This is a genomic window from Streptomyces hainanensis (assembly GCF_004348415.1).
GTDB lineage: Bacteria > Actinomycetota > Actinomycetes > Streptomycetales > Streptomycetaceae > Streptomyces > Streptomyces hainanensis.
This window is the reverse complement of sequence record NZ_SMKI01000011.1, coordinates 1-12775: the sequence shown is the minus strand read 5'-3', so window position 1 is coordinate 12775 and position 12775 is coordinate 1. Positions and strand designations below refer to the sequence as shown.

General features: G+C 71.3%; 15 protein-coding genes and 3 tRNA genes. 3 read left to right on the top strand and 15 right to left on the bottom strand.

The genetic code is table 11. The features are described 5' to 3' along the window. Nucleotides 1-73: 73 nt before the first annotated feature. From E1283_RS01965 to E1283_RS01955, 3 genes are read right to left on the bottom strand one after another with little or no spacing between them, the layout of a single operon-like run. Nucleotides 74-1222, bottom strand: a complete 1149-nt coding sequence (locus E1283_RS01965) for a D-alanine--D-alanine ligase family protein (protein ID WP_132815883.1) — start codon at nt 1220-1222, stop codon at nt 74-76. A 34-nt stretch (nt 1223-1256) separates the two neighbouring features. After that, nucleotides 1257-2258, bottom strand: a complete 1002-nt coding sequence (locus E1283_RS01960; protein ID WP_132815881.1) for an NAD(P)H-dependent glycerol-3-phosphate dehydrogenase — start codon at nt 2256-2258, stop codon at nt 1257-1259. Next, nucleotides 2255-3016 carry a lysophospholipid acyltransferase family protein gene (locus tag E1283_RS01955; protein ID WP_132815879.1) on the bottom strand — a complete coding sequence of 254 codons (762 nt, stop codon included), beginning with the start codon at nt 3014-3016 and terminating at the stop codon, nt 2255-2257. The genes E1283_RS01960 and E1283_RS01955 overlap by 4 nt, the downstream gene beginning before the upstream one ends. 205 nt (nt 3017-3221) lie before the next feature. Between E1283_RS01955 and cofC the strand changes: the two genes are divergently transcribed. Further along, nucleotides 3222-3905, top strand: coding sequence for a 2-phospho-L-lactate guanylyltransferase (gene cofC / locus E1283_RS01950; RefSeq protein ID WP_243744543.1), 684 nt, complete (start codon nt 3222-3224; stop codon nt 3903-3905). Here cofC and E1283_RS01945 read toward each other — a convergent pair. The 5 genes from E1283_RS01945 to leuC all read right to left on the bottom strand — a co-directional run bounded on the left by E1283_RS01945 (nt 3877) and on the right by leuC (nt 7325). Further along, a complete protein-coding gene (locus tag E1283_RS01945; protein ID WP_132815875.1) occupies nt 3877-4080 on the bottom strand; it encodes a hypothetical protein in 204 nt (67 codons plus the stop codon). The two genes, cofC and E1283_RS01945, sit on opposite strands and share 29 nt — an antisense overlap. 98 nt (nt 4081-4178) lie before the next feature. Next, nucleotides 4179-4763, bottom strand: coding sequence for an HU family DNA-binding protein (locus E1283_RS01940; RefSeq protein ID WP_132815873.1), 585 nt, complete (start codon nt 4761-4763; stop codon nt 4179-4181). Nucleotides 4764-4899: 136 nt separating this feature from the next. Beyond that, on the bottom strand, nt 4900-5154 hold the full coding sequence (locus E1283_RS01935) for an SCO5555 family protein (protein WP_132815871.1): 255 nt from the start codon (nt 5152-5154) through the stop codon (nt 4900-4902). Nucleotides 5155-5292: 138 nt separating this feature from the next. After that, nucleotides 5293-5886: a 3-isopropylmalate dehydratase small subunit gene (gene leuD, locus E1283_RS01930; RefSeq protein ID WP_132815869.1), complete on the bottom strand. Its 594-nt coding sequence runs from the start codon at nt 5884-5886 to the stop codon at nt 5293-5295. A 14-nt stretch (nt 5887-5900) separates the two neighbouring features. Next, nucleotides 5901-7325: a 3-isopropylmalate dehydratase large subunit gene (gene leuC, locus E1283_RS01925; RefSeq protein WP_132815867.1), complete on the bottom strand. Its 1425-nt coding sequence runs from the start codon at nt 7323-7325 to the stop codon at nt 5901-5903. Between the two features lie 199 nt (nt 7326-7524). Here leuC and E1283_RS01920 point away from each other — a divergent pair, with 199 nt between their 5' ends. Beyond that, nucleotides 7525-8256: an IclR family transcriptional regulator gene (locus E1283_RS01920; protein WP_132815865.1), complete on the top strand. Its 732-nt coding sequence runs from the start codon at nt 7525-7527 to the stop codon at nt 8254-8256. 14 nt (nt 8257-8270) lie between these two features. Here the strand turns inward: E1283_RS01920 and E1283_RS01915 are convergent, their stop codons facing one another. Beyond that, nucleotides 8271-8753 (bottom strand): DUF4188 domain-containing protein, encoded by a 483-nt coding sequence (locus E1283_RS01915; protein ID WP_207930264.1) that lies wholly within the window; start codon nt 8751-8753, stop codon nt 8271-8273. 99 nt (nt 8754-8852) lie between these two features. Here E1283_RS01915 and E1283_RS01910 point away from each other — a divergent pair, with 99 nt between their 5' ends. Beyond that, nucleotides 8853-9494, top strand: a complete 642-nt coding sequence (locus tag E1283_RS01910; RefSeq protein WP_132815863.1) for a MerR family transcriptional regulator — start codon at nt 8853-8855, stop codon at nt 9492-9494. A 55-nt stretch (nt 9495-9549) separates the two neighbouring features. On the opposite strand, the gene E1283_RS01905 is transcribed toward E1283_RS01910, so the two are convergent. From E1283_RS01905 to E1283_RS01880, 6 genes are all read right to left on the bottom strand, one after another. Beyond that, nucleotides 9550-9622, bottom strand: a tRNA-Glu gene (locus tag E1283_RS01905). 27 nt (nt 9623-9649) lie between these two features. Continuing rightward, nucleotides 9650-9722, bottom strand: a tRNA-Glu gene (locus tag E1283_RS01900). Nucleotides 9723-9744: 22 nt separating this feature from the next. Then, nucleotides 9745-9816, bottom strand: a tRNA-Gln gene (locus E1283_RS01895). A gap of 149 nt (nt 9817-9965) precedes the next feature. Further along, nucleotides 9966-11468 (bottom strand): glutamate--tRNA ligase, encoded by a 1503-nt coding sequence (gene gltX / locus E1283_RS01890; protein WP_132815861.1) that lies wholly within the window; start codon nt 11466-11468, stop codon nt 9966-9968. Next, entirely contained in the window at nt 11461-12243 is a 783-nt protein-coding gene (locus E1283_RS01885; RefSeq protein WP_132815859.1) for a fumarylacetoacetate hydrolase family protein, read from the bottom strand. Before E1283_RS01885 ends, gltX begins: the two co-directional genes overlap by 8 nt. 20 nt (nt 12244-12263) lie before the next feature. Continuing rightward, a partial coding sequence (locus E1283_RS01880) for a GTP-binding protein (RefSeq protein WP_132815857.1) occupies nt 12264-12775 on the bottom strand: 512 nt, incomplete at its 5' end.

The following is a 12775-nucleotide window of genomic DNA, read 5'->3' as shown; positions in this document are numbered from 1 at the left end:
GCCGGGCCCGCGTCGCATCAGAGGGTGGGACGGGCAGGGCAGCCATGCCCGTTCCGCGGCCGTGCCCGTTCGGCTAGCGGAGGCCCGTCGAGCGGCGGAGTGCCGTCTGGAGGAGGTGGTCGACGAGTTCGGGGTAGCTCACACCGCTCGCCTCCCACATGCGCGGGAACATCGAGATCGGTGTGAAGCCCGGCATCGTGTTGATCTCGTTGATGACGAACTCGCCGTTCTCCTGCAGGAAGAAGTCGGCCCGGACGAGCCCCTCGCAGGAGGCCGCGTCGAAGGCGCGGACCGCCAGTTCCTGGACGCGGGCGGTCTCCTCGGGGGTCAGCGGGGCCGGCACGATCCCGTCGGCCGAGTCGATGTACTTGGCCTCGAAGTCGTAGAAGTCGTGGCTGGAGACCGGCGGGATCTCGGCCGGCAGGCTGGCGCGGGCGCCGTCCTCGAACTCCAGGACACCGCACTCGATCTCCCGGCCCCGCAGCAGCGACTCCACGATGATCTTGGGGTCGTGCCGCCTGGCCTCCTCGACGGCCGCCGGCAGGTCCGCCGGGTCCGCGACCCGGGAGATGCCCATCGAGGAGCCGGCGCGGGCCGGCTTCACGAAGAGCGGCCAGCCGTGCTCGTCGGCGAAGTCCGTGATCCGGGCCAGGGCCGCGCCCCGGTCCGCCTCCCACTCGCGGGGCCGCACCACCACGTAGGGACCGACCGGCAGGCCGAAGGAGGTGAAGACCCGCTTCATGTACTCCTTGTCCATGCCGACCGCCGAGGCCAGCACCCCGGACCCGACGTAGGGCACGCCCGCCAGGTCCAGCAGCCCCTGCAGGGTGCCGTCCTCGCCGTAGGGGCCGTGCAGCATCGGGAAGACGACGTCGACGTCGCCGAGGTCCTTCGGCACCGAGCCGGCCTCGGAGTAGACCACCTCACGCCGGCCGGGGCCGATCGGCAGCACCACGTCGCCGGTACCCGGCTCGGCGATCTGCTCGACGCTGGGCAGCGAGCGCTCGACGATCGCCATCCGGTCGGGATCGTCGGCCGTGAGCGCCCAACGGCCGTCCGTGGTGATGCCGATGGGAAGCACGTCGTAGCGGTCACGGTCGATGGCCCGCAGCACGGCTCCTGCGGTGACCACCGAGATGGTGTGCTCGGAGCTACGCCCGCCGAAGACGACGGCGACGCGCGGCTTGGCGTGGGGGCTCTGGGGGGAGATCTCGCTGCTCATAACCCCCTGAGGCTACCTAACGGGAGGGCGGCAGTCAGTGTTGCTCGGCCTTGGCGGTTCGCGACATCAGCTCACCCACCGCCACCTGCGGGGACGTGCCCTCGTGCACGATGCGCACCACCGTCTCGGTCAGCGGCATGTCGACGCCGTGACGCCGCGCCAGATCGAGGACCGAGCGGCAGGACTTGACGCCCTCGGCGGTCTGCCGGGTGACGGCGATGGTCTCCTCGAGGGTCATGCCGCGCCCGAGGTTGGTGCCGAAGGTGTGGTTGCGGGAGAGCGGCGACGAACAGGTGGCGATCAGGTCGCCCATGCCGGCGAGGCCCGCGAAGGTGAGCGCGTCGGCGCCCATGGCCAGGCCGAGCCGGCTGATCTCGGCGAGCCCACGGGTCATCAGGGACGCCTTGGTGTTGTCGCCCAGGCCCATGCCGTCGGCGATGCCCACGGCGAGCGCGATCACGTTCTTGACGGCGCCGCCGAGTTCGCAGCCGATGACGTCGGTGTTGGTGTAGGGCCGGAAGTAGGGGGTGTGGCAGGCGGCCTGGAGCCGTTTGGCGACGGTCTCGTCGACGCAGGCGACGACGGACGCGGCCGGTTGGCGTTCGGCGATCTCCGGGGCCAGATTGGGCCCGGACAGCACGGCCACCCGTTCCGGGCCGACGCCGGCCACCTCCTCGATGACCTCGCTCATCCGCTTCGCCGTGCCGAGCTCGATGCCCTTCATCAGCGAGACGAGCACGGTGTCGGGGGCCAGCAGCCCGGCCCAGCCGGCCAGGTTGTCGCGCAGCGTCTGGGACGGCACGGAGAGCACGGCGAACTCGGCGCCCCGCGCGGCCTCGGCGGGGTCGGCGGTGGCACGGACCGACTCGGGCAGCCGGACGCCGGGCAGGTATTCCTGGTTGGTCCCGGTGGCGTTGACGGCCTCGACCACCTCGGGGCGGCGGGCCCACAACGTCACCTCGCAACCCGCGTCCGCCAGGACGATGGCGAAGGCGGTCCCCCAGGATCCGGTGCCGTAGACGGCGACGCGTGTCACTCCGCTTTCTCCTCCTCAGGCGCGCTCACCGAGCCACGCCGGTCAGCCGATGTACTCCGGTGAACATAGCGTTCCACGGGCGGGATCTCGTCACGGATCCCGGCGAGCAGGGCCGTGACGGCGTCCATGATCCGGTCCGTGACCTCGCGGAGCACCTCGGGCGTGGGCTCCTGGTCGTAGAACTCCCCCAGATCCACGGGCAGGCCGGCGACGACGGTGAGCGTCTTGCGGGGAACGGGACGGAACTTGCCCCGCGCCACGTAGGGCGGCATCGCCTCGTGGGCGCCCCACTGGGCGACGGGGATCACGGGGGCCCGAGTGGCGAGCGCCACCCGGGCGGCGCCGGTCTTGCCCTGCATCGGCCAGAGCCCGGGGGCACGGGTGAGGGTGCCCTCCGGGTAGAAGGTGACGCACTCGCCGGAGCGCACGGCCACGACGGCGGCGCGGAACGCGTCGGCGGCGTCGCCGGTCTCGCGGTAGACGGGAATCTGCCCGGTGCCCCGCATGAACCGGCCGACCACGGCCCGGTTGAACAGACTGTCCTTGGCCAGGAATCTGGGGACCCGCCCGGTGTTGTACTGGAAGTGCGCGTAGGAGAAGGGGTCGAGAACGGAGTTGTGATTCACCGCCGCGATGAATCCCCCCTCACCGGGAATATGCTCCATTCCACGCCAGTCCCGCTTGAAGAGCATGCTCATCGTCGGTTTTACCAGAAATGCGGCCAGTCGGTACCAGAAGCCGATTCTGCGGCGAGACACTGGGACACCATCTCCTCTTGCACTGCTCCGGCGCGGTCCGCTGCGGACAGTCGCACAAGTGTCGCCCCGGGGTGGGGGGCTGTCCAGCAGCTCGATCCGCCGCCGCGACGGTCCAAGTTTGCACCCTAATGCGCCGTCGTGGGCGCCCGGCGAGCGGCCTTCGCGCCGACGGACGAGACACCAGGGAGGAAGGGAGAATGACACCGTGCGTGACACGGATGGTCCCGGCTGGGCGTTGCTCGTGCCGCTGAAACCACTGCGCCTGGCCAAGAGCCGGCTGACCCCGACGGCCGGGGAGGCGCTGCGGCCTTCCCTCGCGCTGGCCTTCGCCGAGGACACGGTGTCGGCCGCGCTGGCCTGCCCGCTGGTGCGGAAAGTGCTGGTGGTGACCGACGATCCGCTGGCCGGCGAGCGGTTGACGGCGCTCGGCGCGGCCGTCACGCCCGACCGGCCGGGGCGCGGGCTCAACGCGGCGCTCGCGCACGGCGAGTCGACCGTCAGGAACGAGGATCCCGGCGCCGCCGTGGCCGCGCTCAACGCGGACCTGCCGGCACTGCGCCCCGCGGAGCTCGCGCGGGTGCTGGCGGCGGCGGGCGAGCGGTCCCGGAGCTTTCTCGCGGACGCCGCGGGGGTGGGTACAACGTTGCTCGCGGCGATGCCCGGAATGCCCCTTGAGCCGGCGTTCGGTGGGCGCTCCAGGTCACGCCACGACGCATCGGGCGCAACCGAACTTCTGCTCGACGGAGTCGAAAGCGTTCGGCGCGACGTGGACACCGGCGACGACCTGCGCGACGCGCTGGCGCTCGGCGTCGGGCCGCGCACGGCGGCCCGGGTGCGGAGGCTGACCGCCCCCGCGGCCCCTACAGCGTCTGCAGGGTCAGGAAGGTGACGACGCGCCGCTCACCGGCGCCGGTCACCTCGATCCGGACCCGCTGACCGGGCCGCAGCAGGCGGAGGCCGCCGGCGTCGAAGGCGTCGGCGCCGAACTCCAGGGGCGTGCCGTCGTCCAGGAGGACGCTGCCGGAGCGGGTCTCGGGATCGTAGGTGTAAGCGGTGGCCTGCATGGCGCCGAGCATAGGTGCTCGGCCGAGGGATCGGAACGACGGCGGGCCGGGCTCCGGGAGGGAGACCGGCCCGCGGGGGTGGCCGCGCGCTGAGGCCGTCACCTGCGACGCGACGTGGCCTTCTTGGTGGCAGAGCGGGACGACCCTCGCTTGGCCGGGGCCTTCTTGGCGGTGGCCTTCTTGGCCGGAGCCTTCTTGGCCGCGGCCTTCTTCGCGGTGGTCTTCTTGGCCGTGGTCTTCTTCGCGGCCGTCGTCTTCTTGGCCACGGTCTTCTTCGCGGCCGTGGTGCGCTTCGCCGTGGCCTTCTTGGCCGCCGCCTTCTTGGTCGCGGCCTTCTTGGTGGTCGTGCCGCCGGAGAGGCTGCCCTTCGGGGCCTTCTTCACCGCGACGTCGTTCTTGGGAAGCTTCTTGGTCCCGGCCACCAGGTCCTTGAACCCCTGGCCGGCGCGGAAGCGCGGCACCGACGTCTTCTTGACCCGCACCCGCTCACCGGTCTGCGGGTTGCGGGCGTACCTGGCGGGCCGGTCGACCTTCTCGAACGATCCGAAGCCGGTCACCGAGACCCGCTCGCCCGCGACCACCGCGCGGATAATGGCGTCGAGGACGATATCGACCGCGTCGGCGGCCTGCTGGCGGCCGCCAACCTTGTCGGCAATCGCCTCTACGAGTTGCGCCTTGTTCACGTCTTCCCCTTCGCAGGCATTGCTGGAACGAATGTGTCCAAGCTTTTTCGCACGTTAGGCAGATATATTCCGCAAATCAAACGCGAAACGGGCTAATCACCCTTGTGTCGCAACGAACTCGACCATCGCGAGACCTTCACGAGGTCGCGTCGCGACGTTCGCCGGGCCGATCCCGAGCCGGCCACCCCGCGTCAACGTCCTCCATCAGCCGGTCCAGACGACGCGCGGCGCCGGGCAGGTCCTGCTTGGCCGCCGCGGTGATGATCAGCAGCTTCCGGGTGAGAGCTTGCCGTACGTCCTCAGGCACTTGCAGGGCCCGCACCGTGCGGTGCGCGTCCCTCAGTCGAGCGGCGAGGCGGTCGTAGAGTTCGAGTTGACCGTCGCGTTCCATGTCGCCGATTGTGCCACCTTGGCACTGGTATCGCCCTCTAAGCCCCCAACGCCCGTGTCGTACGGGGGAAGACGCGCGACGCCCCCGCCGGTCACAACCGGCGGGGGCGTCGCGTCGAACGGGCAGCGGCCCGGAGTGTCAGGCCACTTGGGTGCGGGGCTTGAAGGAGGGGCGGCCGGCCTCGAAGGTGGCCACCTGGTCCTCGTCGCGCAGCGTGATGCTGATGTCGTCGAGCCCTTCGAGCAGCCGCCAGCGGGCGTTCTCGTCGAGCTCGAAGCCCGCCTCGATCCCCTCGGCCACCACCTTGCGCTCGACGAGGTCGACGGTGATCTCCGCCGCCGGGTCGGCCTCGACCAGCGCCCACAGCGTGTCCACGGTCTCCTGCGGGAGCACCACGGTGAGCAGGCCGTTCTTCAGCGAGTTGCCCCGGAAGATGTCGGCGAAGCGGGGGGAGATCACGGCCTTGAAGCCGTAGTTCTGCAGGGCCCAGACGGCGTGCTCGCGGGAGGAGCCGGTGCCGAAGTCGGGTCCGGCGACCAGCACGGTGGCGCCGGCGCGCTCGGGCCGGTTGAGCACGAACTCCGGGTCCTTGCGCCAGGCCTCGAACAGGCCGTCCTCGAAACCGTCCCTCGTGACCTTCTTGAGCCAGTGCGCGGGGATGATCTGGTCGGTGTCGACGTTGCTCCGGCGCAGCGGGACCGCGCGGCCGGTGTGGGTGGTGAAAGCTTCCATGTCCTTCGGTGACCTCAGACCTCGACGGGGGTGGGGGCGGTGGCCAGGTCGGCCGGGGAGGCGAGCCGGCCGGTGACCGCGGTGGCGGCGGCGACCTGCGGCGAGACCAGGTGCGTGCGGCCGCCCTTGCCCTGCCTGCCCTCGAAGTTGCGGTTGGAGGTGGAGGCGCAGCGCTCCTGGGGGGCGAGTTGGTCGGGGTTCATGCCCAGACACATCGAACACCCGGCGTGCCGCCACTCGGCGCCGGCGGCCGTGAACACCTTGTCCAGGCCCTCCTCGACGGCCTGCAGCGCCACCCGGACCGAACCGGGCACCACCAGCATCCGCACCCCGTCCGCGATCTGCCGGCCGTCGAGCACGGCGGCGGCCGAGCGCAGGTCCTCGATCCTGCCGTTGGTGCACGAGCCGACGAACACGGTGTCCACCGAGATGTCCCGCAGCCGCTGGCCGGCCGTGAGCCCCATGTACTCCAGGGCCCGCTCGGCCGACGTGCGCTCGTTGGGGTCGGCGAAGGAGGCCGGGTCGGGCACGGACTCCGACAGCGGCGCGCCCTGCCCCGGGTTGGTGCCCCAGGTGACGAACGGCGCGAGCTCGGCGGCGTCGATGACGACCTCGTGATCGAAGACGGCGTCCTCGTCGGTGCGCAGCGTCTTCCAGTAGGCGACCGCGGCGTCCCAGTCGGCACCCTCGGGCGCGTGGTCGCGGCCCTTCAGGTAGGCGAACGTCGTCTCGTCGGGGGCGATCATGCCGGCGCGGGCGCCGGCCTCGATCGACATGTTGCAGATGGTCATCCGCGCCTCCATCGAGAGCTTCTCGATGGCCTCGCCGCGGTACTCGACGACATAGCCCTGGCCGCCGCCGGTGCCGATCCTGGCGATGATCGCCAGGATCAGGTCCTTGGCGGTGACGCCGGCGGGCAGCTCGCCGAGCACGGTGACCGCCATGGTGCGGAACGGGGCCATCGGCAGCGTCTGGGTGGCCAGCACGTGCTCGACCTGGCTGGTGCCGATGCCGAAGGCCAGCGCGCCGAACGCGCCGTGCGTGGAGGTGTGGCTGTCGCCGCAGACCACGGTCGTGCCCGGCTGGGTCAGGCCGAGCTGCGGGCCGACGACGTGCACCACGCCCTGCTCGGCGTCGCCCAGCGGGTGCAGCCGGACGCCGAACTCCGCGCAGTTCCTGCGGAGGGTCTCCAGCTGGGTGCGCGACACCGGGTCCGCGATGGGCTTGTCGATGTCGAGCGTGGGGGTGTTGTGGTCCTCGGTGGCGATGGTGAGGTCCGTGCGGCGCACCCGGCGGCCGTTCTTGCGCAGCCCGTCGAAGGCCTGCGGGCTGGTCACCTCGTGGAGCAGGTGGAGGTCGATGTAGAGCAGGTCGGGCTCGCCCTCCGCGCGCCGGACGACATGGTCGTCCCAGACTTTCTCCGCCAGTGTCCGTCCCATCGCATTCCCTCCGGCATCGCCGCTGGTCTCGGGTGGCCCTCGTCCGCTCCCGGGGCCCGCCCCGGGCGGCGGGAGCCTCGGCCGGACGTGGCCGGTGACCGCGCTCCGCGCACACGACGCGGAACACTGCCCCCCAGCCTGCCGCCTTCTCTCGAAAATTGAACTTGCGTTTCACAGTGTGAGACGCGAATATCGTTGCATGGACAACTCTAGCGGCGATTCCAGCGGTGTGGGCGTTCTGGACAAGGCGGCGCTGGTGCTCGGGGCCCTGGAGTCCGGGCCGGCCACACTGGCCGGTCTGGTCGGGGCGACGGGGCTGGCCAGGCCGACCGCGCACCGGATGGCGGTGGCGCTCGAGTACCACCGGCTGTTGGCCCGCGACATGCAGGGCAGGTTCGTGCTGGGCCCACGGCTCGCCGAGCTGGCCGCCGCGGCCGGCGAGGACCGGCTGCTGGCCGCCGCGGGCCCGGTGCTGACGGGGCTGCGCGACCTGACCGGGGAGAGCGCCCAGCTCTACCGGCGCCAGGGCGACATGCGGATCTGCGTGGCCGCCGCCGAGCGGCTCTCCGGGCTGCGGGACACCGTGCCGGTGGGCTCCACGCTCCCCATGAAGGCCGGCTCGGCCGCCCAGATCCTGCTGGCCTGGGAGGAGCCCGAGCGGCTGCACCACGGACTCCAGGGCGCCCGGTTCACCGCCACCGCGCTCTCCGGGGTGCGCCGCCGCGGCTGGGCCCAGTCCATCGGCGAGCGGGAGCCCGGTGTGGCGTCCGTCTCGGCGCCGGTGCGCGGGCCGTCCAACCGGGTCGTGGCGGCCGTCTCCGTCTCCGGGCCGATCGAGCGGCTGACCCGCCACCCCGGCCGGATGCACGCCCAGGCCCTGCTGGACGCCGCCGGCCGCCTCACCGAGGCCCTGCGGCGCACCGGGGGCTGAACCCGGCGCCTCCGCTAGACGGCGAGCCGCTCGGCGGCCCGCTCTCCGCGCCGACCGATCGGTATGACGCCGGTGGCCTCGCCCAGCCCGAAGGGCGGCATGTTCAGGTAGAACTGCTCGTGCGCCCCGGCCGGCACGACATAGGTCTCGTGCCAGAAGCCGACCCTCCCCCGCCCCGCGCGCAGCCGGCGGTTGAACGCCGCCCAGGCCGGCCGATGGAGCCCGTCCTGAGCGGAGGCGTAGGCCAGCAGCTCCTCGTGCGATCGCCAGTACTGCACGACGTAGATCAGCCGCGGCCCGCCGAACAGCAGTCGGTAGCCGAGCATCCCGCGCTCCCGCTCCCGGGAGAGCTCCCTCAGCATCCTCGGCATCGCCAGGAACGTCGGCCACCAGGACCCCAGCCGCCAGAAGCTGTTGATCCGCATGCCGATCAGGAAGACCGTCACTCCCCCGTTGTCGGCCGCCGTCATCCGGCCCTCGATGATCCTCGCCGCCATGGCTCCCGCCTCTTCTCCGACCCATCCTTGGATAGCCTCACTATCCATGATTGGATAGTGCCACTCACCAAGGAAGAATGCAAGAGGGGGGCGAGGACGATGCGGCTGGCCGAGCTCTGCGAGCGCAGCGGGGTCTCCATCGCGACGATCAAGTACTACCTGCGGGAGGGCCTGCTGCCGCCCGGCCGGCGGGTCAGCGCCACCCAGGCCGAGTACGACGAGGAGCACCTGCGCCGGCTGCGCCTGGTGCGGGCACTCGTGCAGGTGGGGCGGGTGCCGGTGGCCACCGCCCGCGAGGTGCTGGCCGCGGTGGACGACGACTCGATGGACCAGCTGTCCCGCCTCGGCACGGCGGTCGCCGCGCTCCCGGGCGCCGCCCGGGTCACGGAGGGCGACCAGGCCACCACGGAGGCGGCGGAGCACACCGCCGAGGAGTTGCAGACGCTGCTCGGCTGGCGCGTGGTGCCGGAGAACCCGGCCCACGTCTCGCTGGTCTCCTCGCTCGCCGCGCTGCTGCGGCTCGGCTACCCCTGCGAGGTGTCCCAACTCCTGCCCTACGGGCGGCTGGCGGCCGAGCTGGCCGCCCACGAGGTCGCGCTGGTCGAGGAGTTCGAGGCGCCCACCACCCAACTCGAGGCCGCCGTCGCCCTGACGGTGCTCTACGAGCCGGTGCTGCTGAGCCTGCGCCGGCTAGCCCAGGCCGAGGAGGCGAGCCGCCGGTTCGACACCGGCCCGGCATGAGCCCGAACACGACAAAGACCCCCTCGCCTGAGCGAGGAGGCCACGTGCCGTCGAGTACCCCCGACCGGATTCGAACCGGCGCTACCGCCTTGAGAGGGCGGCGTGCTAGGCCGCTACACAACGGGGGCTCACAAGGAGATCCTGGTGGATCACCGTACCCCCGACCGGATTCGAACCGGCGCTACCGCCTTGAGAGGGCGGCGTGCTAGGCCGCTACACAACGGGGGCCTTGATCTCGTGAAAGATCGTGCTGGGGTACCAGGACTCGAACCTAGACTAACTGAACCAGAATCAGTCGTGCTGCCAATTACACCATACCCCACCAAAACTCAACCCCGGCTGGGGTTCTGTTCGGGTGACCGCCTTGGTTTCCGGCCTGTCTGGCCTCCTTGGCGGCAGGAAGAACACTACCCGATGGGGGACGGTGGTCCAAAACGAGATCCTGGGCCGCCGCCCCCCGGGCCGGGGTTGTCAGCCCGCGGTCAGTCGGGTCAGGGCCTCGTCCACCCGGGCCAGGGTGCGCTGCCGGCCCAGGACCTCCAGGGACTCGAACAGGGGCAGGCCCACCGTGCGGCCCGTGACGGCCACCCGGAGCGGCGCCTGGGCCTTGCCGAGCTTCAGCCCGTGGGTCTCACCGGCGGCGAGCACGGCGGCCTTCAGGGGCTCCGCCGCCCAGTCGGCCGCCGGCAAGGCGGCCAGGTTCTCCCGCGCCGTGCCGAGGACGGCCTCGGCGCCCGGCTTCATCGCCTTCTGCCAGGACGCCTCGTCGCTCACCGGCTCGTCGAGGAACAGGAAGTCGACGTTGTCGGTGATGTCGGAGAGCACCGTGACCCGGGTCTGGGCCAGCGGGGCCAGCGCGGCGAAGGCGACCGGGTCGAACGCGTCCGGCTTCCAGGGAGCGTGCGGGGCGCGCAGCCAGGGCTCGCAGGCCGCGACGAAGTCCTCGGTGGAGAGGTGGTCCCTGATGTGGGTGGCGTTGATCGCCTCGCACTTCTTCAGGTCGAAGCGCGCCGGGTTGGGCACCACGTCGGCGATGTCGAAGGCGGCCACCAGCTCGTCGACCGTGAAGACGTCCCGGTCCTCGGCGATCGACCAGCCGAGCAGGGACAGGTAGTTGAGCAGCCCGGAGGGCAGGAAGCCGCGCTCCCGGTAGAGGTTGAGCGAGGACTCGGGGTCGCGCTTGGAAAGCTTCTTGGTGCCCTCGCCGAGCACGTAGGGGAGGTGGCCGAAGGCGGGCACCCGGCCGGTGCCGACGCCGATCTCGCCCAGCGCGCGGTAGAGCGCGATCTGCCGGGGCGTGGAGGAGAGCAGGTCCTCGCCGCGGAGCACGTGGGTGATCTCCATCAGCGCGTCGTCCACCGGGTTGACCAGGGTGTAGAGCGGGGCGCCGTTGGCCCGGACGATGCCGTAGTCGGGCACGTTCTCCGGGGTGAAGGTCAGCTCGCCGCGGACCAGGTCGGTGAAGGTGATCGGCGCGTCCGGCATCCGGAAGCGCACGATGGGCTCCCGGCCCTCGGCCTCGTAGGCCGCGCGCTGCTCGTCGGTGACCGTGCGGCACTTGCCGTCGTAGCCGGAGGGGCGGCCGGCCGCGCGGGCGGCGTCGCGGCGCTCCGCCAGCTCCTCCGGGGTGCAGTAGCAGTGGTAGGCGTGGCCGGCGGCCAGCAACCTGCCGGCGACGTCCGCGTAGACGTCCATCCGCTGGGACTGCCGGTAGGGGGCGTGCGGGCCGCCGACCTCGGGGCCCTCGTCCCAGTCGAGCCCCAGCCAGCGCATGGCGTCGAGCAGCGCCTCGTAGGACTCCTCCGAGTCCCGGGCCGCGTCGGTGTCCTCGATCCGGAAGACCAGGGTGCCGCCGTGGTGCCGGGCGAACGCCCAGTTGAACAGGGCGGTGCGCACCAACCCGACGTGCGGGTTGCCCGTCGGGGACGGGCAGAAGCGGACGCGGATCGGGGCGGGGGAGTCGGGGCTAGTCACGCTTGACGACCTTGTTGGTGAGAGTGCCGATGCCTTCGATGGTGACGGCGACCTCGTCGCCGACGTGGACGGGGCCGACGCCGGCCGGGGTGCCGGTGAGGATGACGTCCTGCGGGAGCAGGGTCATCGACTCGGTGATGTGCACGATCAGGTCCTCGACCGAGCGCACCATCTCGCTGGTGCGGCCGAGTTGCCGCTGTTCGCCGTTGACCGTGCAGCCCACGGCGAGGTCGGCCGGGTCGAGGTCGGTCTCGATCCAGGGGCCGAGCGGGCAGGAGGTGTCGAAGCCCTTGGCACGCGCCCACTGCGTCTCGCGCTGCTGGACGTCGCGCGCGGTCAGGTCGTTGGCGCAGGTGTAGCCCAGGATGACGTCGCGGGCACGCTCGCGGGGGACGTCGCGGCAGAGGCGGCCGATGACGATGGCGAGCTCCGCCTCGTGGTGCACGTCGGAGGAGATCGAGGGGTAGACGATCTCGTCGCCGTGGCCGATCACGGAGGTGGACGGCTTGAAGAAGGTGACCGGCACCTCGGGCACGGCGTTGCCCAGCTCGCGGGCGTGTTCCGCGTAGTTGCGGCCGATGGCCACGATCTTGCTGGGCAGCACCGGAGGCAGCAGGCGGACCTGGCTCACCGGCACGCGGCGACCCGAGCGTTCGAACGCGGCGAACGGGTGGCCCTTGATGATGTCGAGCTGGAGCCCGCCATCGGCGGCGGGCTCCTCCTCGACCACGCCGAAGCCAACGGTGCCGTCGATGGAGAATCTGGCGATGCGCACGGCCGCCAGCCTAGACGGCCTCAGCGCAGGCGCGCCATCAGGGCGTGTTCGACGAGGGTGATCAGACCGCTCTTGGCCTCGGACCGGTGACGGGCGTCGGTGGTGATGATCGGGGCGTCGGGGCCGATCTGCAACGCCTCCCGCACCTCCTCGGGCGAGTACGGCTGATGCCCGTCGAACCCGTTCAACGCGATCACGAACGGCAGACCACTGTTCTCGAAGTAGTCCACCGCCGGGAAACAGTCCGCCAACCGCCGGGTGTCCACCAACACGATCGCACCGATCGCACCCCGCACCAGGTCATCCCACATGAACCAGAAACGATCCTGACCCGGCGTACCGAACAGATACAGAATCAGATCCTGATCCAACGTGATACGACCGAAGTCCATCGCCACCGTCGTGGTGGTCTTCCCACTCGTGTGCGTCAGATCATCGATCCCCGCCGACGCGGACGTCATCACCGCCTCGGTCCGCAGCGGATTGATCTCCGAAACCGACCCCACAAACGTGGTCTTCCCCACCCCGAACC

What these genes read in the sequence shown, in the direction of transcription:
- E1283_RS01915 (WP_207930264.1), bottom strand. Translation starts at nt 8,753, where the DNA reads ATGGCGGCGAGGATCATCGAGGGCCGGATGACGGCGGCCGACAACGGG.
- E1283_RS01920 (WP_132815865.1), top strand. Translation starts at nt 7,525, where the DNA reads ATGGACAACTCTAGCGGCGATTCCAGCGGTGTGGGCGTTCTGGACAAG.
- E1283_RS01910 (WP_132815863.1), top strand. Translation starts at nt 8,853, where the DNA reads ATGCGGCTGGCCGAGCTCTGCGAGCGCAGCGGGGTCTCCATCGCGACG.
- E1283_RS01935 (WP_132815871.1), bottom strand. Translation starts at nt 5,154, where the DNA reads ATGGAACGCGACGGTCAACTCGAACTCTACGACCGCCTCGCCGCTCGA.
- E1283_RS01945 (WP_132815875.1), bottom strand. Translation starts at nt 4,080, where the DNA reads ATGCAGGCCACCGCTTACACCTACGATCCCGAGACCCGCTCCGGCAGC.
- leuD (WP_132815869.1), bottom strand. Translation starts at nt 5,886, where the DNA reads ATGGAAGCTTTCACCACCCACACCGGCCGCGCGGTCCCGCTGCGCCGG.
- E1283_RS01965 (WP_132815883.1), bottom strand. Translation starts at nt 1,222, where the DNA reads ATGAGCAGCGAGATCTCCCCCCAGAGCCCCCACGCCAAGCCGCGCGTC.
- leuC (WP_132815867.1), bottom strand. Translation starts at nt 7,325, where the DNA reads ATGGGACGGACACTGGCGGAGAAAGTCTGGGACGACCATGTCGTCCGG.